Here is an 18,437-nt window from a genome sequence, read left to right on the forward strand (position 1 = left end):
CTCAGTCCCGCCCGGCCCGTTCGGCGAGCATGGTCAGCGCGCGTGAGAGCCCGCCGATCTCAGCACGCAATTCGCCGACCGCATCCTGACGGCCGGCGGCCAGCTCCTCGGTCAGCCGCAGCAATTGCCGGTCGATATTACGGATGCGCGCCTGCGTCTCATCGTCAAGGCCGCCGGCGGGGGCCGCCTCCTGCGGCGTCTCCAGTCGTTCGGCGATCCGGGCCAGCAGCGCGGTCTGCCGCGCGCCCTCCTCCGGGTCGGCCTGCGGGGCGTCCTTGGCCTCATCCGCCATCTCCAGTCGCGCGACCATCTCCGCGACGAGGCCGGCGAGTTCGGATATCTGGCTGGAGTTCTGTTCGACCAGCATCGCGGCGGCGCCAATCTGGTCGCCATCGGCGGCGTCGGTGGCGAGCGATATCCGGGTGATCGTCGCCAGCCAGTCTTCCAGCTCGCGAAAGAACTGGTTCTGCGCGCGGGAGGCGAACAATTCGATCAACCCGACCACGAGCGAGCCCGCGAGGCCGAGCAGGGAGGAGGCGAAGGCCGTGCCCATGCCGCTCAGCTGGCTCTCCAGCCCGCTCATCAACTTGTCGAAATCGATCCCGCCGCCCGCGGTCGGCTTCAGCGAGCGGATCGTGTTCACCACTTCCGGCACGGTCAGCGAAAGCCCCCAGAACGTGCCGAGCAGGCCGAGAAAGATCAGCAGGTTGATGATATAGCGCGTGATGTCGCGGCTCTCGTCGATCCGCGTCGCCACGGTGTCGAGGATCGAGCGGGTCGAAGTCGCGGTCAGCGCGCTGCGCGCCCGCTGGTCGCGCAGGAGCGTGGAGAGCGAGCGCAAGAGCCGCGGCGGTTCGACGAATTCATGCCCTGGCCGGTCGATCGCGAACCCCTCGATCCAGCTCACCGCCCGGATGAGCGAGATCACCTGCCAGAACGTGGCGACCAGACCGATGAGGAACACCCCTCCGATCAGCCCGTTCAACCCGACATTGGCGAGGAATACCGTCTCGATCGGCTTGTAGAGGAAATAGGCTGCGACGCCGACCGCCGCCAGCGCGGCGAGCATCGCGAGGATCTGCCGGACCGGTTGCTCGAATTCCGTCTTGGTCCGGTTAATGGCGACCATGCCCGGCCCTCCGCCGCTTTCTCTCGCGCGTCTCATGTCGCGGCGCATCATGGGGCGGCGCGGGGCGAGCCGCAAGACCTCAGGCGGCGCGCTTTCCCGAAGCGAACGCAGGGCTCTGCGGGGCGGCGGGGGGAAGTGGGTTCAACTCGAAAACCGCGTGCAGCCAACCGGCGCGCATGACCTCCGCTTCCTCGAAGAGGCTCGGAAGGCTCGGCCATGGCGCCGCGACGACCCCAGCGAACTCGCCTGAATGGGCTTGAAGACTTGCGCCGAATTTGATCGCGAGCGCCCGCATCGCCGGATTATCCGCCAGACACCGCAGCGTAAGGCGGCCGGCGTAACGGTTCCGGGCGAGAGCGAGCGAAGCCGCCAGAAGACGCGCGCCGGTCCCGCGCCGCCGCTCGGCCGCATCCACCGACAGCCCGAGCTCCGCCTCGGCCGCTCCGCCGCGCGGCGGCAGCGCAAGTTCCGCCACCCCGACCAATCGGTCGCCACGCGCTGCGCCGAGCACGACAAGGCGCGCCCAGTCGATCCGGCGGCAATGCTCCCGGATCCCGGAATCGCCGACCCCACCGAAAAAGCGCAATCGGCGATCAGGCGCGCCGAGCGCCATGAAATGCGCCTCGATCGCCGGAAGATCGAAAGCCGACAGCCGCCGGACGATCAACGGCTCCGGCGCCTCCGGTTCGAGCCGCGGGTAACCGCCCGCCATGTCAGGCGGCGCGTTCCGATCGATCGTACCGGCCGATCAGGCGTTCGAGCCGCGCCTCCTCGGCGAGGACGATATCGACGAGCCGTCGGCGCTGGGCCGGGTCGATTTCCGGGTTATCCCGCAGAATCTCGGCCGACGACCGGAGCGCCGTGAGCGATGTCCGGACATGATGCGGCGCCGCGCGCCGCGTGAAAAGCCGCGCCGGCGCGCGCCAGAGACCGGCGAAACCGGCCGCCACCGCCTCGGCGCGCAAACGTCTCGCGCGCGACATGGCCGCATCGATTTCTTCGAAAGTGATGTCCGGAACAAGGAACTCGGGCGTCTTCCCGAAACCCTCGGATCTGGATGCGTGCGACATTGGAGACCTCCTGACTAAGGCGCGTCTCCTCCCCCTGACAACATTCGCCCCGTGGCTGTTCTCTTGCAGCGCACCTTAGCTCTAATTGGATGATACCGAGGATTTCGCAAGGCAATGCTGCAATGCAAAATACGCAAGGCTCGCCGCCGCCTTCCGTGCTAACGTGTCAGGCCTCGGCGAGAATTTCGCCCAGCCGTTCGAACACCTCGGCGTTCGCGGCGATGATGCGACCGTCATTGACCGGGTCGCCCGGCCCGTCGAGAGCGCCGATCAACCCGCCCGCCTCGCGCACCAGCAGCGATCCGGCGGCGACATCCCAGGGCTGGATGCCGCGCTCCCAGAACCCGTCGAGCCGCCCCGCGGCGACATAGGCGAGGTCGAGCGAGGCGGCGCCCCAGCGCCGGACTCCGGCGCAGCGCGGCAGAAGCAGGGAGAACTCGCGCAGCGATTTCGGCAGGTGCTTGGAATCGGCGAAGGGAACGCCGGTGCCGAAAATCATCTCGATCATGTCACGCCGGCCCGAAACGCGGAGGCGCCGGTCGTTCATCCACGCCCCTTGCCCCTTTTCGGCGGTGAACATCTCATCCTTGACCGGGTCGAACACCACGGCGGAAATGATCTCTCCCTTGCGCTCCAGCGCGATGGAGACCGCCCAGTGCGGCAGGCCGTGAAGAAAATTCGTCGTCCCGTCGAGGGGATCCACGAGCCAGCGATGCATCCCGTCTTCGGCCTCGGCCGCGGCGCTCTCTTCACCCAGCCAGCCATAGGCGGGGCGCGCCTCCATCAGCACGTCGCGAATGACCTGTTCGGCCTTGATGTCGGCGCGGGAGACGAAATCTCCCGCTCCCTTCATCGAGACCTGAAGGTTCTCCACCTCTCCGAAATCGCGGTTGAGGCCGCGCGCGGCGCGCCGCGCGGCTTTGATCATCACGTTGAGATTGGCCGAGCCGGTGGTCACGTCCGCGCCTCTTTCAGTTCCGTCTCCACGAAGACGAGCGGTCCCGGCCCGGCGTTTATCACATCATGCGCGACGCCCGCTTCGCGGAAATAGGAAACGCCGGCGACCATCTCGACAGCGGTCTCGCGGCCTTCCCCGTCGACGATGGTCACCGCCGAACCGATGATGGGCGTGACGATGTAATCGTATTCATGGACATGCCAGCCGGTCGCGGCGCCGGGGTTGAACGACCACCGCGTCACCCGCACCCGGTCGTTGTCGATCATCTGCTCCGGGGTCGCCGGTTCACGCGCGCTCGACATATTCGGCTGTCTCCGTATTGACGACAATCTTTTCGCCCTGACCGACAAAGGGCGGGACGAGGACGCGGACGCCGTTCTCCAGCACCGCCGGCTTGAAGCTGTTCGCGGCGGTCTGGCCCTTCACCACCGGCTCGGTCTCGCTGATCTCGCAGGTGACCTTCTCGGGGAGTGTGCAGGAAAGCGCCTCCTCCTCGTAAAACTCCACCGTCACGGTCATCCCGTCCTGAAGGAAGGGCCGCCGGTCGCCGAGGATATCGGCGGGAATCTCGGTCTGTTCGAAGGTTTCCGAGTCCATGAAGACCAGCATCCCGTCGCTCTCGTAGAGAAACTGCTGATCCTTCTGATCGAGCCGGACCCGCTCGACCTTGTCGGCCGAGCGGAAGCGCTCGTTGAGCTTGGAGCCGTTCCGGATGTTCTTCAGCTCGACCTGCGCGAAGGCGCCGCCCTTGCCGGGCTTCACATGCGCCGTCTTCACGGCGATCCAGAGACCATCATTGTGCTCGATGATGTTGCCGGGACGGATTTCGTTGCCGTTGATCTTCATGCGGTGCCTCGCTGGGGCGTCGGTCGGGGTCTCGGCGCGTATATCGGGACGGATGGGAGGTGGCAAGGCGGCGCGCCGCGGTGGCGAAGCCATGCTTTGTCTTTGCCCGGAATTGGGCGTATCCCACCGCGCATCGTTTCGACCGACGGAGCTTCCATATGTCCTTCGCCTCCCTCCTCTCCCATCTTCGCCAGACCGCCGCGCTGGAGCAGACGGCGGGGCTGCTCTCCTGGGATCAGGAGGCGATGATGCCGGTGAAAGGCGCCGCGCAACGGGCGGAACTGGCCGGGGCGATGGCGGCGGTGATCCACGCGCGCAACGCCGATCCGCGCATCCCTGAGTGGATCGCGGCGATCGACCGCCGCGCGCTATCGGAATTCGACGCGGCGAATCTCCGCGAGGCGGAGCGGGCCTATCGCCTGGCGACCCGCATTCCGGCGCGGCTGGCGGAAGAAAGCGCGAAAGCGGCGTCGGAAGGGCATCGCGTCTGGGCCGCCGCGCGGGCGGCGAAGGACTTTCAGGCCTTCGCCCCTGCCCTGAAGCAGATCCTGGCGCTGAAGCGGGAGGAGGCCGCCTGTCTCGCGGAAGGGGACGGGCCGGACGCGCTCTACGACGCGCTGCTCGATCAGTTCGAACCCGGCGCAAAGACCGCCGATATCGGCCCAATGCTGGAGGGGATGCGCCCGCGCCTCACCGCGCTCCGCGCCGCGATCGCCGAGAAACCCGCCCCGAAAGCGCCCGAAGGCGCCTTCGCGTCGGCGCGGCAACTCAGCCTTGCGAAGACGGTGGCGCGGCGCATCGGCTACGATTTGGAGGCCGGACGGATCGACCTCGTGGTTCACCCCTTCTGTTCCGGGACCGGCGGCGATGTCCGTATCACCACGCGCGTGGACGAGGCGGACCCTTTCAACTGCCTCTACTCGACCATTCACGAGACCGGCCACGCGCTCTATGCGCAGGGCGCGGCCGATCCGTTCCTGCCGGCGGCCGACTATTGCTCGATGGCGGTGCATGAAAGCCAGTCCCGGTTCTGGGAGAACTGGGTCGGGCGTTCACGCCCGTTCGCAGAGTGGCTGCATCCCGTGATGGTGGAGGCGTTCGGCGAAACCGGACTCGACGGGCCGGACGCGCTCTACGCCGCCGCCAACCGCGTCGAGACCGGCTTCATCCGCACCGAGGCGGACGAGGCGCATTACAATCTCCATGTCCTGCTGCGGTTCGAACTGGAGCGCGATCTCATCTCCGGGGCGCTGGAGGTGGATGCGCTGGAGGCGGAATGGAACGCGCGCTTCCGGCGCGATTTCGGGCTGACGCCGCCCGACGCCGCGCTTGGCGCGCTGCAGGACGTGCACTGGTCGGCCGGGCTCTTCGGCTATTTCCCGACCTATGCGCTCGGCAACGTCTACGCCGCCTGTCTCGACGCCGCGATGCGAACGGCGCTTCCGGGGCGCGACGAGATGCTGCGCACGGCTGAGACCGGGCCGATCCTCGCCTGGCTGCGCGAGAAGATCCACGTCAGGGGACGGGCGTTGGCCGCCCCGGCGCTGATCGAGGAGGCGACGGGCGCGCCGCCCTCCGCGGCGCCCCTTCTCGATCATCTCGAAGCGAAATTCGGGGCGCTCTATGACCTCTGAGCGCTTCGAGTCGCTGGAGATCGCGCTCGCTCACGCCGAGGCGGAGATCGCCGACCTTTCCGAGACCTGCTCCCGGCAATGGGCGGAGATCGACGCGCTGAAACATCAGATCGCGAAACTGACCCGCTCGCTGGAGGCGATGGCGGCGGAGCCGGAGGACGCCCCCGATCCCGATCAGCGCCCACCGCACTACTGAGCTCGAAGAACCGGGTCGGCGCGCAGCGCCGCCGCGAAAAAACGCCGGCAGGCCAGGATGCGCGGGGTCTCCGCCAGGTCCCGATGCGCGGCGACCCAGACGCCCGTCTCGAACGTCTCGCTGAACGCGGCGGCCCGCGTGAGCCCCGTGGCGAGACAGTCGGGGATACACGCGAGGCCGATCCCATCGCGCGCCAGCGCCGCGAGCGTGACGAAACTGTCCGCGCGAAACGCGATGCGCGATTTGGGCAGCAACTGCTGCCATTCATGAACCGGAGACCGCGAAAGCAGTTCGGACACGCCCAGCCAGACGTGATCGGCCGGATCGCCCGAGGGATGCGCCGAGAGATACGCCGCCGAGCCCCAGACCCGCATCCGCATGGCGCCCACCCGCTCGCCGACTAGATTCTCGGGCAGCGCCTGCGCCGGGCGCACGGTCATCTCGGCGTCGAGCCGGCCGAGATCGAGCCGCGCGTTGGTCGCCGCCAGCGTCACGCTCATCTTGGGATAGGCGGCCCGGAACGCCGCGAGATGCGGCGGCAGGAGCGAAACGACGAGCGAATCGGTCGAAGTCAGCCTGAGCGAGCCGGAAAGCCGGCCGTCCGCGCCGGCCGCCGCCCGCTCGAACCCGTCGATGGCGGCTTCGACCGCGCGAAGCCTCTCAATCATCGCGGCGGCGGAGGGCGCGACGCTGGCGCCCCGCGCGCTCCGCTCGAACAGGGTGAAGCCGCGACGGCGCTCGAACGCGTTGATCCGGCGCAGAACAGTAGCGTGGTTGAGGCCCAGCGCCTTCGCGGCGGCGTTCACCGAACCCGCATCCGCGACCGCAAGCGCGACGCGTAGATCATCCCAGCTTCCGTTGTGCGGCAATGCACATCTCCATAACGAAATTTGCAGGGTTCTACCATCATTTCGCACAAGTTACACTGTTGGGGATGGTCTGAAAGACCAGAGCCAGCAGGCGGTCGGCGACAGCGTCCACCGCCACAGCAGAGGAACGCCAATGATCGGAGATTTCGTGAAATTCAGCCTGGCCGCGGTGGTCGCGCTTGGCGCTGGCGCAGCCATGGCCCAGGACGTCTCGAAGGCGGTGTCGGCGCGGCAATCGCTGATGAAGCTCAACGCCCACTATATCGGCCAGCTCGGCGCGATGGCGAAAGGCGAGGTCGAGTACGATTCCGAGCAGGCGAAAGCGGCGGCGGAGTCGCTGGCCGCGGTCGCGGCGCTGGATCAGGGCGCGATGTGGCCCGCCGGCTCGGACAGCGATACGCTGGGCGAGGAGGCGACCGAAGCGCTCCCGGTGATCTGGACAAGCTATCCGGCGATCACCGAAAACATCGACGCGCTCGCTGACGCGACCGCGAATCTGGCTGCGGTCGCGGGCGACGGGCTGGAAGCGCTGCGCGGAGGGATCGGACCGGTCGGAAAGGCCTGCGGCGCCTGCCACAAGGAATACCGCGTCCCGAAAAACTGAGGGACGAATGAAGCGGACGCGCGCTTTCATCATCGGGCTCGGCGCGATCGGCGCGGCGGGCCTGACCGGCATCTGGCTGCTCACGGCGCCGCAAAGGATCGATCCGGCCGCGTTCGACGGGCTCTCCGGCGACCCCGCGCGCGGCGAGCGGATCTTCCATATCGGCGGCTGCGCCTCCTGCCACACGCCGCCAGGAGCGGAAGGAGAGGTCGCGCTCGGCGGCGGACGGGCCTTCGTCACCGCGTTTGGAACCTTCCACGCGCCGAACATCTCGCCAGGGCCCGAAGGGATCGGCGGCTGGAGCGAAGAGGACCTCGCCAACGCGATGATCGAGGGCGTCTCGCCACAGGGTGAACACTACTATCCCGCGTTCCCCTACACCTCCTACGCGCGGATGGCGCTGACCGATGTCGTCGATCTTCACGCCCATCTCATGACCCTGCCGGTTTCGGACAAGACGAGCGTCGCGCATGAGGTGTCGTTTCCCTTCTCCGTCCGGCGCGGGGTCGGACTCTGGAAGCGGCTCTACCTTTCGCCCCATCCGGTGATCGAAACCGGCGATCCTCAGATCGAGCGCGGGCGCTACCTGGTCGAGGGGCCGGGCCATTGCAGCGAATGCCACACCCCGCGCGACGCGTTCGGCGGGCTGAAGCGCGGGCGCTGGATGGCGGGCGGGCCGAACCCGGACGGCAAGGGAAGCATACCGAACATCACGCCGGGCAAAGGCGGGCTGGACTGGAGCGCGGCCGATATCGCCGAATATCTGAAATCCGGCTTCACACCCGATTACGACGTCGCCGGCGGGCAGATGGCGGACGTGGTGCAGAACACCGCCTTCCTGACGGATGAGGATCGCGCCGCCATCGCCGCATATCTGAAAGCGCTGCCGCCCCTCTCCACGCAACCCTGATCTGCAGAATGCGGCTTTGCCTTGCGCGTCCGCCCCTGATCTAAGACCGGGGGGAGGATGACTACGATGCAGAGGAAAGACAGGATCGACGCCTTTGGCGGCGCCGTGCTGGTCAGCTTTTCGGCGTCCCTGGGGCTCAATCAGGCGTTGGTGAAACTGGTGAACGCCGGCTACGCGCCGTTTTTTCAGGCCGGGCTTCGTTCGGCCATCGCATTCCTCCCGGTGCTCATCTTCGCGCTGCTGCTTCGCAAACGGCTTTCGATCAGCGACGGCAGCCTTCCGGCGGGGGTCGCCTGCGGCCTGGTTTTCTGCGTCGAGTTCATGCTGCTGTTTGTCGCGCTCGATTACACCTCGGTCTCGCGCGCCTCGGTCTTTTTCTACACCATGCCGGTCTGGGTGACGCTTGGCGCGCATTTCCTGCTGCCGGGCGAGCGCATGACCGCGGCGAAGGCGGCCGGCCTCGCGTTCGCCGTCGGCGGGGTGGTCCTGGCGCTCTCCGGCAACGCGGCGCCGGCCTCGGAGCGGGCGCTGATCGGCGACGTGATGTGCCTCCTCTCGGCTGTCGCCTGGGCGACGATCGCGCTGATGACGCGGACGACGCGGATGTCGCGCTCTTCGCCGGAGATGCAGCTCCTCTATCAACTCGCGGTCTCCATCCCCATCCTGATCGGCGCCGCATGGCTGACCGGCGACATGCTGCGCGCGCCGACCGCGGCGCTGACCGGGATCCTGTTCTTCCAGGCGCTCGCCATCGTCGCCTGCGGCTTTCTCGCCTGGTTCTGGGTGCTGACGATCTATCCGGCCTCGGATGTCGCCAGCTTCGGATTTCTTGCGCCGGTTTTCGGCGTCTTTTTCGGCTGGGTGATCTTCGACGAACCGCTCTCGCCCCGACTGATCGGCGCGTTGGCGCTGGTCGCGCTCGGCATCGTCCTGGTGAACTACCGGCGAAAGGCGCGCTAAGGGCGCGAAAAGCGAAACCCTTGCGGCGACGCCCCTCCGCCGTTACCTGAGAAGCGCTGAAATCGGAGGCGAGCATGAGTTCATTTCTTGCGATCTTCAACATGGCGATCGGGATCGCATGGTGGATCATCATCGTGCAGGCGGTGATGAGCTGGCTGATCTCGTTCAACGTGCTGAACATCCGTCAGCCGCTCGTCTACCAGATCTGGTCCGGGCTGAACCGGCTGACCGAGCCGGTCTACCGGCCGATCCGAAACCTGCTGCCGTCGATGGGCGGGATCGACATCACCCCGGTCATCGTTCTTCTCGCGCTTTCGGCGCTGCAGATCGTCGTCAACAACAATCTCTCGCCCTATTGAGCGGCGCGGAACCCTGGCGCGCGGCGCCGGGCGGGGTCTCGCTCAAAGTCCGGCTGACGCCGAAAGGCGGCGCCGACCGGATCGACGGGATCGGCGCCGATGCGGAGGGCCGGCCGGTCCTCCTTGTCCGCGTCGCCGCGCCGCCGGTCGAGGGCGCGGCGAACGCGGCGCTCATCAAGCTGATCGCCAAGGCCGCCGGCGCGCCGAAATCCCGGCTTTCGCTGACGGCCGGGGCCGGCGCCCGGATCAAGCGGCTGCACATCTCCGGCGACGCGCAGGCGATCGCGGACGCCCTGCGCGCCGCCGTACCGGCCCGGCGCGCGTGATGAGCGTCCGCGCGGTCGCCTACGACTTCACGCCCCGCGCAGATCGGCTGCGCGCGCGAGACAGGAGCATTCCATGCTGATCCCCCGCAAACCTACCCCCGACCTCTCCCTCGACCTCCACGGCGGCGGGACGTTCACGCTCTCGAAGGAAACTTCGCAACGCGGAACGCTGCTGTGCTTCTATCGGGGGCTTCACTGCCCGATCTGCGCGACCTATCTCGGGGAGCTGGCGAAGCTCGTCCCGGAATTCGAAGCCCGCGGGGTCGGCGTCGTCGCGATCTCCTGCGACACCGCGGAGAGAGCGCGGGGTATGGCCGACAAGCTCGCCTCGCCGTTGCGCGTCGCCTACGGGCTGCCGCTCGCGGAAGCGAAGGACTGGGGTCTCTACCTCTCGACCTCGCGCGGCAAGACCTCGACCGGGCTGGACGAGCCCGCCCTCTTCGCCGAGCCGGGGCTCTTCATGACCGGGCCGAACCGCGCGCTCTATTTCGGTTCGGTGCAGACCATGCCGTTCGTCCGCCCGCATTTTCCCGAGCTGCTCAAGATGCTCGATCACGCGATCGCGAAGAACTACCCCGCGCGCGGGGAATATGTCGGCCCGGTCTGAAGCCGCGCCTCAGTCCGCCGCGAAACAGTAGAACAGCCCGTCGCCGCCAGTCCCGCGCAGATCCTCAAGGCCGCACCCGCGCGAGGCGTGCGCCGAGTTCCACGAGGTCGGGTTGGCGCCGCCGCCGGTCCGGTCATGATGCCCGACCATGGCCGAACCCTCGCCGCTGCTGGTCCAGTCGGCGCAGGCGCCGCCCTCCAGCCGCCCGTCGAGATTCGACCCGGTGAGGATGTCATGCCGGTTCGGCTCGTCGCCGCGCCCGTTCACCACCTCACCGCGCTCGGTGAGCGAGGCTTCTTTCGACAGGCGGTTCTGGTCGCTGTGGAGGTCTTCGACGCTTTTCGCGACGATTTCCCCCTTCGCGTTCGCCCAGGGCCCGGCGCCGATCCGGTCGCGCGCGTCCTCGGCGCTGGTCGAAAGATAGGCGCGCCATGTCTTGCCGGTGACGCCGGCGGCCTCGGCCAGCTCGGCGCAATAGGCGTCGGCCCCTTCGAGACCGCCGAGATCGGCGCCGTTCCCAGGGTTCACGCTGGTGATGAAGAAGCTCATCCCGGCGTCCTGAGCGACGGCGGGGGCCGCGAAGACGGCGACAAGAGCCGCGGCGAGCGCATGTCTGTGGGCCATGGGGGTCTCCTCACGATTCTACGAAGGGGCGAAACGCGCGGATCATAACGCGCCCACCGGGCATCATCCCCATCATCTTGCCGTGAGGCCGGCCCCACGCGCATTTCGCAGCATGGACCACGGCGTGCGTCCCGGCGGCTTCGACCGGGAAAATTCGACGAAGATATCGGGGCGGTCAGGGTCGCCCGCGCCATCAAGCGCGCCGACGATCCCGGCCGCATCAGCCATCAGCCATCCTTCAGCCGCTTGTTCCGCATCGCCAGCAGCCGGAGCCTGAGCGCGTTGATCTTGATGAAGCCGGCGGCGTCCTTCTGGTCATAGGCGCCGGCGTCCTCCTCGAAGGTCACATGCGCTTCGGAATAGAGCGAGCGGTCCGACCAGCGGCCGACGCAGGCGACCGAGCTCTTGTAGAGCTTCAGCCGCACCGTCCCGCTCACATGCTCCTGGCTGCGGTCGATGGCGGCCTGAAGCATCTCGCGCTCCGGGCTGAACCAGTAGCCGAAATAGATCAGCTCGGCGTATTTCGGCATCAGCTCATCCTTCAGATGCGCCGCGCCGCGGTCGAGGGTGATCGACTCGATCCCGCGATGGCCCTCGAGCATGATCGTGCCGCCCGGCGTCTCGTAGATACCCCGCGACTTCATGCCCACATAGCGCCCCTCGACGAGGTCGAGCCGGCCGACGCCGTGCCTGCCGCCCAACTCGTTGAGCGCGGTCAGCATCTGAGCGGGAGAGAGCGGTTTTCCGTTCAGCGAAACCGGGTCGCCCTTCTCGTAGCCGATCTCGATGAATTCGGGCGTGTCGGGCGCGGCTTCGGGGTCGACAGTGCGCTGATAGACGTAATCTGGCGCGGCCTCGGCCGGGTCCTCCAGAACCTTGCCCTCGGACGAGGTGTGAAGAAGATTGGCGTCGACGGAAAACGGCGCCTCGCCGCGCTTGTCCTTCGGAACCGGCACCTGATGCGCCTCGGCCCATTCGATGAGTTTCGTGCGGCTGGTGAGGTCCCATTCCCGCCAGGGCGCGATCACCTTGATGTCCGGCTCCAGCGCATAGGCGGCAAGCTCGAACCGCACCTGATCGTTGCCCTTGCCGGTCGCGCCATGCGCGATGGCGTCGGCCCCGGTCTTGCGGGCCAGCTCCACCAGATGCTTGGAGATCAACGGCCGCGCGATGGAAGTGCCGAGCAGGTAAAGCCCCTCATAAACCGCATTGGCGCGGAACATCGGAAAGACGAAATCGCGCACGAACTCCTCGCGCACATCGACGATGTTGATGTTCTCCGGCGCGATGCCCAGAAGCTCCGCCTTGGCCCGCGCCGGCTCCAGTTCCTCGCCCTGGCCGAGATCGGCGGTGAAGGTCACCACCTCGCAGCCATATTCGGTCTGCAGCCATTTCAGGATGATCGAGGTGTCGAGCCCGCCGGAATAGGCGAGGACGACTTTCTTCGGGGCGGTGGCGGCTGGCATGGCGATCCTCTGGATTCGGGCCTCTGGGTTCAGGCCGCTGGCTTCGCCCTTCCGGGCGCGGGACGCCGCGCATTTATCCCGCTCGCGGGCGCGTTGCAATCGGCGGGCGGCGGCGGCGGCCGGATCGTTGACCGGCCCCGGGCGCGCCGCTACGCATGTTGCGGCTTCCATACGAGGATCGGCATGAGCGTATCATTCGACTTTTCCGGCGCTGCGGCGCTCGTCACCGGCGGCTCGGACGGGATCGGCCTCGCCATTGCGCGGGCGTTCCGGGCGGCGGGCGCCACGGTGACGATCACCGGGACGCGGGCGGCGGCGGCGGATTACGAACAGGACCTTTCCGGCTTCGCCTATCAGCAGCTGGTCGCGACCGATCCGGCCTCGGTCGATGCGGTCGCCACGGCGATGGGGCCGCTCGACGTGCTGGTGAACAACGCCGGGACCGCGATCCGGGCGCCCGAGGCGTTGACGCCCGAAGGTTTCGCGCGGAATGTCGAGATCAACCTGAACGCCGTCTACCGGCTGTCGCACGGGCTGCGGCCGAAACTGGCGGAGCGCAAGGGCGCGATCGTCAACATCGCCTCGATGACCAGCTATATCGCCTCGCCCCGCGTGCCGGGCTACGGCGCGAGCAAGACCGCCATCGTCTCGCTCACGAAAACGCTCGCCACGCTCTACGCCGAGGACGGAATTCGCGTGAACGCCATCGCGCCCGGCTGGATCGAGACCAAGCTGACGGTTCCGGTCCGAGGCGCCGAAGCGCTGAACCGGCCGATCATCGAGCGCACGCCGATGGGCCGCTGGGGCCGGCCGGAGGAAATGGCTGAGCCGGTGCTGTTCCTCGCTTCGCCGGCGGCGGGGTTCGTCACCGGCGTGACGATGCCGGTGGACGGCGGCTACAGCGCGAACTGAACCCGCCGGGAATCCCTTGCGGATCGCATCGCGCCCCGATGGCGCGGAAACGACAGGAGAGGCGCATGACCGACTATGATCTCGTCCTGAAGGGCGGCCATGTGATCGACCCCGGCGAGGGGCTGGACGGGATCATGGATGTCGGCTTTTCCGGCGGCCGCGTCGCGGCGGTCGGCGCCAATCTTTCTGGCGCGCGGGATGTCCGCGACGTGGCGGGGCGCATCGTCGCCCCCGGCCTGATCGACATGCACACGCATGTCTACTGGGGTGGCACCTCGCTCGGCATCGACGCGGTGGAATTCTGCCGCAGGAGCGCGGTGACCACGGCGATCGACACCGGCTCCGCCGGGCCGGGCAATTTCGCCGGGTTCCGAAAGCATGTCATCGAGCCGTCGCCGGTCCGCATCCTCGCCTATCTCCATGTCGGCCACGCCGGGATCTTCGGTTTCTCGAAGCGCGTGATGGTGGGAGAGAGCGAGGACATCCGCCTGATGGACCCGATCACTGCGGTCGAGGTCGCGAACGCCAATCGCGATCTCATCGTCGGCATCAAGATCCGGCTTGGCCGGCACGCTTCCGGCATCCACGGCATGACCCCTTTCACCTACGCGCTTCAGGTGGCGGAGGAGACCGGCCTGCCGTTGATGGTCCATATCGATGAGCCGCCGCCGAGCTATGTCGAGGTGGTCGAGCGGCTCCGCCCCGGCGATGTGCTCACGCATTGCTTCCGGCCCTTCCCGAACACGCCGCTGGCGGCCGACGGAACCGTGCGTCCCGAGGTGATCGCGGCGCGCGAGCGGGGGGTCTTCTTCGATATCGGGCATGGCAAGGGTTCCTTCGCCTTCGCCACCGCGCGCGTGATGCTGGAGGCGGGCTTCCCCCCCGACACGATCTCATCGGACATTCACGAGCTTTGCATCAATGGCCCGGCCTTCGACCAGGTGACGACGCTTTCCAAGTTCCTCTGCCTCGGGATGCCTTTGTGCGACGTGATCCGAGCGACGACGACGAATGCGGCGAAGGCGCTCGGCCGGCCGGAACTGGGCGCGCTCCGTCCCGGCGCGGTTGGCGACGCGGCGATCCTCTCGCTCGACCGGGGCGCCTTCGACTATGTCGATACGCGCGGCGAGCGCCTGACCGGCGAGATGAAGCTCAACGTCAGCGGCGTCGTCCTGAATGGCGCCTGGTGGTCGCCAACGTGACACGCGGCGAACTCGACGCCATCTGCGCCGCGCTGCCCGGCGCGCATAACGTGATCCAGTGGGGCGGCGCCTCGGTCTGGAAGGTCGGCGGCGAGAAGGGCAAGGTCTTCGCCATCCATTCCGACTGGGGCGGCGAAGGGGTCGTCCTGAAACCCACGGAGATGACCCGCGAGATCTGGCGGGACGCGCCCGGCGTGGGCCTCGCGCCCTATCTCGGCCGCGCCGGCTGGATCAGGATCGAGGCGGGGGCGATGGCGCCGGACGATCTTCGCGCGCTGATCGAGGCGAGCCACGCGATCAACGCCGCGAAACTGACGAAGGCGAAACGCCGCGAGATCGGACTCTGAGGCGAATTCCACTTCGCCAGGATGGCGTTCATCGTCTGCGGCCGCGACCGAAAGCGAAGCACGCCGCCGCGGAACAGACGCCGTTTTCGCCGCGCCAAACGCGCCCTATCGCACACGCATTTTCTGATTATCTATATAGTTCAATATCTTGATCCCCTTATCGCACGCGATAAGGTCCAAAAACCGCCTTGCCGGCGCGATCACCGTTTGAGCAGCGCGAGCGCCTCCTCCGCGATCCGGGTCACGATGGCCGCCGTCCCCTCATCCCGATTGAGACTGACCGCCTGACCCGACCAGAGCGACATGAAATCGCCGGAGCCGGCTTGCGAACTGGCGGATCTGAGCGGTCGGGTCAGCGGGTTCATCAGCGGAAAATCGGCCGGAAGCATGTCCTCCGTCTCGCGAACATAGCGGTTGCGAATACTCCGCGCCGGGCGCCCCGAGAAGGCCGATGTGACGGTAGTGTCGGACCCGTCGGAGGCGAGCAGCGCCGCCTTGTGCGGCGCCCCGACCAGAGATTCGGGGCTGGTGAGAAAGACGGTGCCAAGCTGCGCGCCCGCCGCGCCGAGCATCATCGCCGCCGCCACGCCGCGCCCGTCCCCGATACCGCCGGCGGCGATCACCGGAACCGAGACCCGGTCGACGATGGCCGGAACCAGCGCCATCGTTCCCATCTCACCCGGCCCCGTGGACGGATCGAAGACGCCGCGATGGCCTCCCGCCTCCCATCCCTGCGCGATGATCGCGTCGACCCCGCCCGCCTCCAGCGCCTCGGCCTCGTTCGGCGACGTGGCCGAGCAAATGATGAAGATCCCCGCATCCTTCAGCGGCTGAAGCAACGCCCGCTCCGGCAGGCCGAAATGGAATGAGACCGCGACCGGCGCGGCTTCGAGCGTGGCCTCCAGACGGGCCTCGTCGAAAGGCGGCGACGCCGTCGGCTCGGTCGGCGCGCCAAGGCCGAACTCCTCATAATACGGCGCGAGTCGCGCCCGCGCGGCCTCTTCGCGCGCCGCGTCGCGCTTCGGCGGCTGGTGGCAGAAGAAGTTGAGCTGAAGCCCGCCATTGGTCGCCCCCCGCGCCTCCGCCCAGGCGGCGTGGAGATCCTCCGCCGACATCAGCGCCGCGCCGATCGAGCCAAGCGCCCCGGCGTTCGCCGCGGCCGCCGCCATCGCAGGGCTCGACGCGCCGGCCATCGGCGCCTGAATGATCGGATGGGTCAGGCCAAGACGCTCGGTCAGCCGGTTATCGGGCCACATCAGCTTTCCACCGCCCTGGCGCAGCTCAGCGGCTCGTGATCGACGATCCGCTCCACCGTCTGCTCGTCGCCCTCATCCTCGCCGATCACGACGATATCGTCGCCCCGCTTCACGTGATGAAAACAATGCAACTCCGGCCCGAATGCGAAGCAGTATTTCCCTTCGGCGTAGGCCCAGCGCCCCTCGGCGCACAGCCCGTTGGGGAACCGGAACACCACGTCGCCCGTGTCGTCGACATAATATTCCCGCCCGTAGAGCTCGCCATCCTTGTAGTAGTAGAGGGTCTTGCCGGCGGTCAGCGCCCGCCACGCATCGGGCGAGATCGGTTTGTCGGCGGCCCCAGCCGCCGCCGCGCCAGCGAACGCCGCCAGCGCCATGCTGAAAATGAGTCCGCGCATAACGCTCCTCCATTGCGATCGCCGCAGGAAACCACGCAGCGCGCCGCAGCGCCAGCCCGAAGCGGAGTTCGGCGAACGCCGCCGACGCTGGACAGCGGGTCCGGACGGGTGCTTATCTCTGCCAAACTTCTGGAGGCGCGACGTGATCGGGATCGACGGCGGAACCATCGGCGAGGCATTTGACAAGGCGGTCGCGCGTTGGCCCGACGCGCCATTTCTGATCGAGCCCGCGGCCTCGGGCGGACCGCCGCGCATCGTCAGCTACAAGGCGGCGGCGGAGGCGGTGCGCGGCTACGCCGATACGCTCTCCGCCGCCGGTTACGGCCATGGCCACCGCATCGCCATGCTGATCGGCAACCGGGCGGAATTCTTCCTGATGAAGCTGGCGATGAACCGGCTCGGGATCTCCAACGTCCCGGTAAACCCGGACTACCGCGCCGGGGAGCTCGCCTATCTCCTGGACGATTCGCGCGCGGACCTCGCGCTGGTGGAGCGCGAGCGGCTGGATCTGATGGAGGCGGGAATCGCCGAGGCCGGGCGGAACCCGCCCCTCGCGCTTCTCGAGGAGATCGCAGCCGGCGTCCCGCGCGCCGCCGCGCCGCCGCCCGCCGAAGGGGCGCCGACGCCCGCGACCGAGGCGAGCCTGATCTACACTTCCGGCACAACGGGGCGGCCGAAAGGCTGCATCCTCAGCCATGAGGCCGAACTGATGTATGGCGAAAGCTACCTCATGATACCGGAACCGTTCGCGCTTCGCGAAGCCGCCGACAGGGCGCTGAACCCCCTGCCCCTTTTTCACGTGAACGCCGGCGTCATCACATTCTTCGGCATGATGCTTTCGGGCAACGCGCAGATCATTCCGACGCGCTTCTCCGCCTCCACTTGGTGGCGCGACATCCGCGATACAGGCGCGACGATCTTCCACTATCTCGGCGTGGTGATCTCCGTCCTGATGGCCGGCCGCGAGGCCGGGAAAACCGATACCGGCGCGCTTCGCTGGGCCCTCGGCGCCGGGGTCGAACCGGCGCTGCACGGGGCGTTCGAATCGCGCTTCGGCGTGCCCCTCGTCGAATGCTGGGGCATGACCGAAATGTGCCGCGTGCTCTTCGTCGCGGAGGAGCCGCGAATGATCGATACGCGCGCCATCGGCCGGCCCCGCGACGGCCTCGAAGTGCGCGTGGCGGACCGCGAAGGACGCGACGTTCCGCCCGGAACCCCGGGCGAGATGCTGTTGCGCCATTCTGCGGAGAAGCCGCGAAAGGGCTTCTTCTCCGGCTATCTCAACAAGCCCGAAGCGACGGCGGAAGCATGGCGCGATGGCTGGTTCCACACTGGCGACACCGTCACGCAGGACAAGAGCGGCATGATCTTTTTCGTCGATCGGGCGAAGAACATCATTCGCCGCGCCGGCGAGAACATCGCCGCAGCCGAGGTTGAGAACTGCCTCTTCGAGGACAAGCGCGTCGCCGCTGTCGCCTGCATCGCGGCGCCCGACAAGATGCGCGAGGAGGAAGTGCTGGCCTGCATCGTGCTTGCGGAGGGCGTCGAGCCGAATGAGGAAACAGCGCGCGCGCTCTTCGATCACGCATTCCAGCGCCTCGCCTATTTCAAGCCGCCAGGCTGGATCCGGTTCCTGGACGCGCTGCCGGTGACAGGCACCCAGAAAGTGGTGAAGCACCAGATCTTCGCATCGGGCGAAGACCCCCGCGCCGACGCGTTCGATTTTCGCGACCTGAAGCGGCGGGCGTAGTCAAGGGAGGACGA

Annotated in this window: 24 protein-coding genes; 12 read left to right on the plus strand and 12 right to left on the minus strand. The window is 67.6% G+C overall.

Annotated elements, in window-relative coordinates:
- Nucleotide 1: 1 nt before the first annotated feature.
- The 6 genes from G5B40_RS08510 to efp all read right to left on the minus strand — a co-directional run bounded on the left by G5B40_RS08510 (nucleotide 2) and on the right by efp (nucleotide 4,003).
- On the minus strand, nucleotides 2-1,129 hold the full coding sequence (locus tag G5B40_RS08510; protein WP_165097487.1) for a biopolymer transporter ExbB: 1,128 nt from the start codon (nucleotides 1,127-1,129) through the stop codon (nucleotides 2-4).
- A gap of 79 nt (nucleotides 1,130-1,208) precedes the next feature.
- Nucleotides 1,209-1,841, minus strand: coding sequence for a GNAT family N-acetyltransferase (locus G5B40_RS08515; protein WP_165097489.1), 633 nt, complete (start codon nucleotides 1,839-1,841; stop codon nucleotides 1,209-1,211).
- A gap of 1 nt (nucleotide 1,842) precedes the next feature.
- Nucleotides 1,843-2,199: an RSP_7527 family protein gene (locus G5B40_RS08520; RefSeq protein WP_165097492.1), complete on the minus strand. Its 357-nt coding sequence runs from the start codon at nucleotides 2,197-2,199 to the stop codon at nucleotides 1,843-1,845.
- A 166-nt stretch (nucleotides 2,200-2,365) separates the two neighbouring features.
- Complete coding sequence (locus G5B40_RS08525; protein ID WP_165103420.1) at nucleotides 2,366-3,127, minus strand: inositol monophosphatase family protein; 762 nt, start codon at nucleotides 3,125-3,127, stop codon at nucleotides 2,366-2,368.
- A gap of 26 nt (nucleotides 3,128-3,153) precedes the next feature.
- Nucleotides 3,154-3,459, minus strand: coding sequence for a cupin domain-containing protein (locus G5B40_RS08530; protein ID WP_165097495.1), 306 nt, complete (start codon nucleotides 3,457-3,459; stop codon nucleotides 3,154-3,156).
- On the minus strand, nucleotides 3,443-4,003 hold the full coding sequence (gene efp / locus G5B40_RS08535; RefSeq protein ID WP_165097498.1) for an elongation factor P: 561 nt from the start codon (nucleotides 4,001-4,003) through the stop codon (nucleotides 3,443-3,445). The genes G5B40_RS08530 and efp overlap by 17 nt, the downstream gene beginning before the upstream one ends.
- A 158-nt stretch (nucleotides 4,004-4,161) precedes the next feature.
- On the opposite strand from efp, the gene G5B40_RS08540 reads away from it, so the two are divergent.
- On the plus strand, nucleotides 4,162-5,637 hold the full coding sequence (locus G5B40_RS08540) for a carboxypeptidase M32 (RefSeq protein ID WP_165097500.1): 1,476 nt from the start codon (nucleotides 4,162-4,164) through the stop codon (nucleotides 5,635-5,637).
- Complete coding sequence (locus G5B40_RS08545; protein WP_165097502.1) at nucleotides 5,627-5,833, plus strand: SlyX family protein; 207 nt, start codon at nucleotides 5,627-5,629, stop codon at nucleotides 5,831-5,833. Before G5B40_RS08540 ends, G5B40_RS08545 begins: the two co-directional genes overlap by 11 nt.
- On the opposite strand, the gene G5B40_RS08550 is transcribed toward G5B40_RS08545, so the two are convergent.
- Nucleotides 5,827-6,702, minus strand: coding sequence for a LysR family transcriptional regulator (locus G5B40_RS08550; RefSeq protein WP_165097505.1), 876 nt, complete (start codon nucleotides 6,700-6,702; stop codon nucleotides 5,827-5,829). The two genes, G5B40_RS08545 and G5B40_RS08550, sit on opposite strands and share 7 nt — an antisense overlap.
- 133 nt (nucleotides 6,703-6,835) lie before the next feature.
- Here G5B40_RS08550 and G5B40_RS08555 point away from each other — a divergent pair, with 133 nt between their 5' ends.
- The 6 genes from G5B40_RS08555 to G5B40_RS08580 all read left to right on the plus strand — a co-directional run bounded on the left by G5B40_RS08555 (nucleotide 6,836) and on the right by G5B40_RS08580 (nucleotide 10,468).
- A complete protein-coding gene (locus G5B40_RS08555) occupies nucleotides 6,836-7,306 on the plus strand; it encodes a c-type cytochrome (RefSeq protein ID WP_165097508.1) in 471 nt (156 codons plus the stop codon).
- 7 nt (nucleotides 7,307-7,313) lie between these two features.
- Complete coding sequence (locus G5B40_RS08560) at nucleotides 7,314-8,216, plus strand: c-type cytochrome (RefSeq protein WP_165097511.1); 903 nt, start codon at nucleotides 7,314-7,316, stop codon at nucleotides 8,214-8,216.
- A gap of 66 nt (nucleotides 8,217-8,282) precedes the next feature.
- On the plus strand, nucleotides 8,283-9,176 hold the full coding sequence (locus G5B40_RS08565) for a DMT family transporter (RefSeq protein WP_165097514.1): 894 nt from the start codon (nucleotides 8,283-8,285) through the stop codon (nucleotides 9,174-9,176).
- Between the two features lie 74 nt (nucleotides 9,177-9,250).
- Nucleotides 9,251-9,535: a YggT family protein gene (locus tag G5B40_RS20985; RefSeq protein ID WP_165097516.1), complete on the plus strand. Its 285-nt coding sequence runs from the start codon at nucleotides 9,251-9,253 to the stop codon at nucleotides 9,533-9,535.
- Nucleotides 9,532-9,861, plus strand: coding sequence for a DUF167 family protein (locus G5B40_RS20990; RefSeq protein WP_165097518.1), 330 nt, complete (start codon nucleotides 9,532-9,534; stop codon nucleotides 9,859-9,861). Before G5B40_RS20985 ends, G5B40_RS20990 begins: the two co-directional genes overlap by 4 nt.
- A 73-nt stretch (nucleotides 9,862-9,934) precedes the next feature.
- Nucleotides 9,935-10,468, plus strand: a complete 534-nt coding sequence (locus G5B40_RS08580) for a peroxiredoxin-like family protein (protein WP_165097520.1) — start codon at nucleotides 9,935-9,937, stop codon at nucleotides 10,466-10,468.
- A 9-nt stretch (nucleotides 10,469-10,477) separates the two neighbouring features.
- On the opposite strand, the gene G5B40_RS08585 is transcribed toward G5B40_RS08580, so the two are convergent.
- The 3 genes from G5B40_RS08585 to G5B40_RS08595 form a co-directional block, all read right to left on the minus strand.
- Entirely contained in the window at nucleotides 10,478-11,092 is a 615-nt protein-coding gene (locus tag G5B40_RS08585) for a hypothetical protein (protein WP_165097522.1), read from the minus strand.
- Nucleotides 11,093-11,164: 72 nt separating this feature from the next.
- Nucleotides 11,165-11,320 carry a hypothetical protein gene (locus G5B40_RS08590; RefSeq protein ID WP_165097525.1) on the minus strand — a complete coding sequence of 52 codons (156 nt, stop codon included), beginning with the start codon at nucleotides 11,318-11,320 and terminating at the stop codon, nucleotides 11,165-11,167.
- Nucleotides 11,320-12,558, minus strand: coding sequence for an argininosuccinate synthase (locus G5B40_RS08595; RefSeq protein ID WP_165097527.1), 1,239 nt, complete (start codon nucleotides 12,556-12,558; stop codon nucleotides 11,320-11,322). Before G5B40_RS08595 ends, G5B40_RS08590 begins: the two co-directional genes overlap by 1 nt.
- Before the next feature lie 183 nt (nucleotides 12,559-12,741).
- Here G5B40_RS08595 and G5B40_RS08600 point away from each other — a divergent pair, with 183 nt between their 5' ends.
- The 3 genes from G5B40_RS08600 to G5B40_RS08610 all read left to right on the plus strand — a co-directional run bounded on the left by G5B40_RS08600 (nucleotide 12,742) and on the right by G5B40_RS08610 (nucleotide 15,019).
- Nucleotides 12,742-13,470: an SDR family NAD(P)-dependent oxidoreductase gene (locus G5B40_RS08600; RefSeq protein ID WP_165097529.1), complete on the plus strand. Its 729-nt coding sequence runs from the start codon at nucleotides 12,742-12,744 to the stop codon at nucleotides 13,468-13,470.
- A 65-nt stretch (nucleotides 13,471-13,535) separates the two neighbouring features.
- The gene (locus G5B40_RS08605; RefSeq protein WP_165097531.1) at nucleotides 13,536-14,672 is read left to right on the plus strand and encodes an amidohydrolase/deacetylase family metallohydrolase; all 1,137 of its coding nucleotides are present in this window, start codon (nucleotides 13,536-13,538) and stop codon (nucleotides 14,670-14,672) included.
- Nucleotides 14,669-15,019 (plus strand): MmcQ/YjbR family DNA-binding protein, encoded by a 351-nt coding sequence (locus tag G5B40_RS08610; protein ID WP_165097533.1) that lies wholly within the window; start codon nucleotides 14,669-14,671, stop codon nucleotides 15,017-15,019. The genes G5B40_RS08605 and G5B40_RS08610 overlap by 4 nt, the downstream gene beginning before the upstream one ends.
- 200 nt (nucleotides 15,020-15,219) lie before the next feature.
- Here G5B40_RS08610 and G5B40_RS08615 read toward each other — a convergent pair whose 3' ends face one another.
- Nucleotides 15,220-16,275, minus strand: a complete 1,056-nt coding sequence (locus tag G5B40_RS08615; protein WP_165097535.1) for an NAD(P)H-dependent flavin oxidoreductase — start codon at nucleotides 16,273-16,275, stop codon at nucleotides 15,220-15,222.
- A complete protein-coding gene (locus tag G5B40_RS08620; protein ID WP_165097538.1) occupies nucleotides 16,275-16,673 on the minus strand; it encodes a hypothetical protein in 399 nt (132 codons plus the stop codon). Before G5B40_RS08620 ends, G5B40_RS08615 begins: the two co-directional genes overlap by 1 nt.
- A gap of 142 nt (nucleotides 16,674-16,815) precedes the next feature.
- On the opposite strand from G5B40_RS08620, the gene G5B40_RS08625 reads away from it, so the two are divergent.
- Complete coding sequence (locus tag G5B40_RS08625; RefSeq protein WP_165097540.1) at nucleotides 16,816-18,423, plus strand: AMP-binding protein; 1,608 nt, start codon at nucleotides 16,816-16,818, stop codon at nucleotides 18,421-18,423.
- Nucleotides 18,424-18,437 lie beyond the last annotated feature (14 nt).

It is taken from the genome of Pikeienuella piscinae, assembly GCF_011044155.1.
Lineage (GTDB): Bacteria > Pseudomonadota > Alphaproteobacteria > Rhodobacterales > Rhodobacteraceae > Pikeienuella > Pikeienuella piscinae.

Excerpts from the sequence above, each read along its gene's own strand:
- G5B40_RS08510 (WP_165097487.1), bottom strand. The coding sequence starts at position 1,129 with ATGGTCGCCATTAACCGGACCAAGACGGAATTCGAGCAACCGGTCCGG.
- G5B40_RS08515 (WP_165097489.1), bottom strand. The coding sequence starts at position 1,841 with ATGGCGGGCGGTTACCCGCGGCTCGAACCGGAGGCGCCGGAGCCGTTG.
- G5B40_RS08520 (WP_165097492.1), bottom strand. The coding sequence starts at position 2,199 with ATGTCGCACGCATCCAGATCCGAGGGTTTCGGGAAGACGCCCGAGTTC.
- G5B40_RS08525 (WP_165103420.1), bottom strand. The coding sequence starts at position 3,127 with ATGATCAAAGCCGCGCGGCGCGCCGCGCGCGGCCTCAACCGCGATTTC.
- G5B40_RS08530 (WP_165097495.1), bottom strand. The coding sequence starts at position 3,459 with ATGTCGAGCGCGCGTGAACCGGCGACCCCGGAGCAGATGATCGACAAC.
- efp (WP_165097498.1), bottom strand. The coding sequence starts at position 4,003 with ATGAAGATCAACGGCAACGAAATCCGTCCCGGCAACATCATCGAGCAC.
- G5B40_RS08540 (WP_165097500.1), top strand. The coding sequence starts at position 4,162 with ATGTCCTTCGCCTCCCTCCTCTCCCATCTTCGCCAGACCGCCGCGCTG.
- G5B40_RS08545 (WP_165097502.1), top strand. The coding sequence starts at position 5,627 with ATGACCTCTGAGCGCTTCGAGTCGCTGGAGATCGCGCTCGCTCACGCC.
- G5B40_RS08555 (WP_165097508.1), top strand. The coding sequence starts at position 6,836 with ATGATCGGAGATTTCGTGAAATTCAGCCTGGCCGCGGTGGTCGCGCTT.
- G5B40_RS08560 (WP_165097511.1), top strand. The coding sequence starts at position 7,314 with ATGAAGCGGACGCGCGCTTTCATCATCGGGCTCGGCGCGATCGGCGCG.
- G5B40_RS08565 (WP_165097514.1), top strand. The coding sequence starts at position 8,283 with ATGCAGAGGAAAGACAGGATCGACGCCTTTGGCGGCGCCGTGCTGGTC.
- G5B40_RS20985 (WP_165097516.1), top strand. The coding sequence starts at position 9,251 with ATGAGTTCATTTCTTGCGATCTTCAACATGGCGATCGGGATCGCATGG.
- G5B40_RS08580 (WP_165097520.1), top strand. The coding sequence starts at position 9,935 with ATGCTGATCCCCCGCAAACCTACCCCCGACCTCTCCCTCGACCTCCAC.
- G5B40_RS08585 (WP_165097522.1), bottom strand. The coding sequence starts at position 11,092 with ATGGCCCACAGACATGCGCTCGCCGCGGCTCTTGTCGCCGTCTTCGCG.
- G5B40_RS08590 (WP_165097525.1), bottom strand. The coding sequence starts at position 11,320 with ATGGCTGATGCGGCCGGGATCGTCGGCGCGCTTGATGGCGCGGGCGAC.
- G5B40_RS08595 (WP_165097527.1), bottom strand. The coding sequence starts at position 12,558 with ATGCCAGCCGCCACCGCCCCGAAGAAAGTCGTCCTCGCCTATTCCGGC.
- G5B40_RS08600 (WP_165097529.1), top strand. The coding sequence starts at position 12,742 with ATGAGCGTATCATTCGACTTTTCCGGCGCTGCGGCGCTCGTCACCGGC.
- G5B40_RS08605 (WP_165097531.1), top strand. The coding sequence starts at position 13,536 with ATGACCGACTATGATCTCGTCCTGAAGGGCGGCCATGTGATCGACCCC.
- G5B40_RS08615 (WP_165097535.1), bottom strand. The coding sequence starts at position 16,275 with ATGTGGCCCGATAACCGGCTGACCGAGCGTCTTGGCCTGACCCATCCG.
- G5B40_RS08620 (WP_165097538.1), bottom strand. The coding sequence starts at position 16,673 with ATGCGCGGACTCATTTTCAGCATGGCGCTGGCGGCGTTCGCTGGCGCG.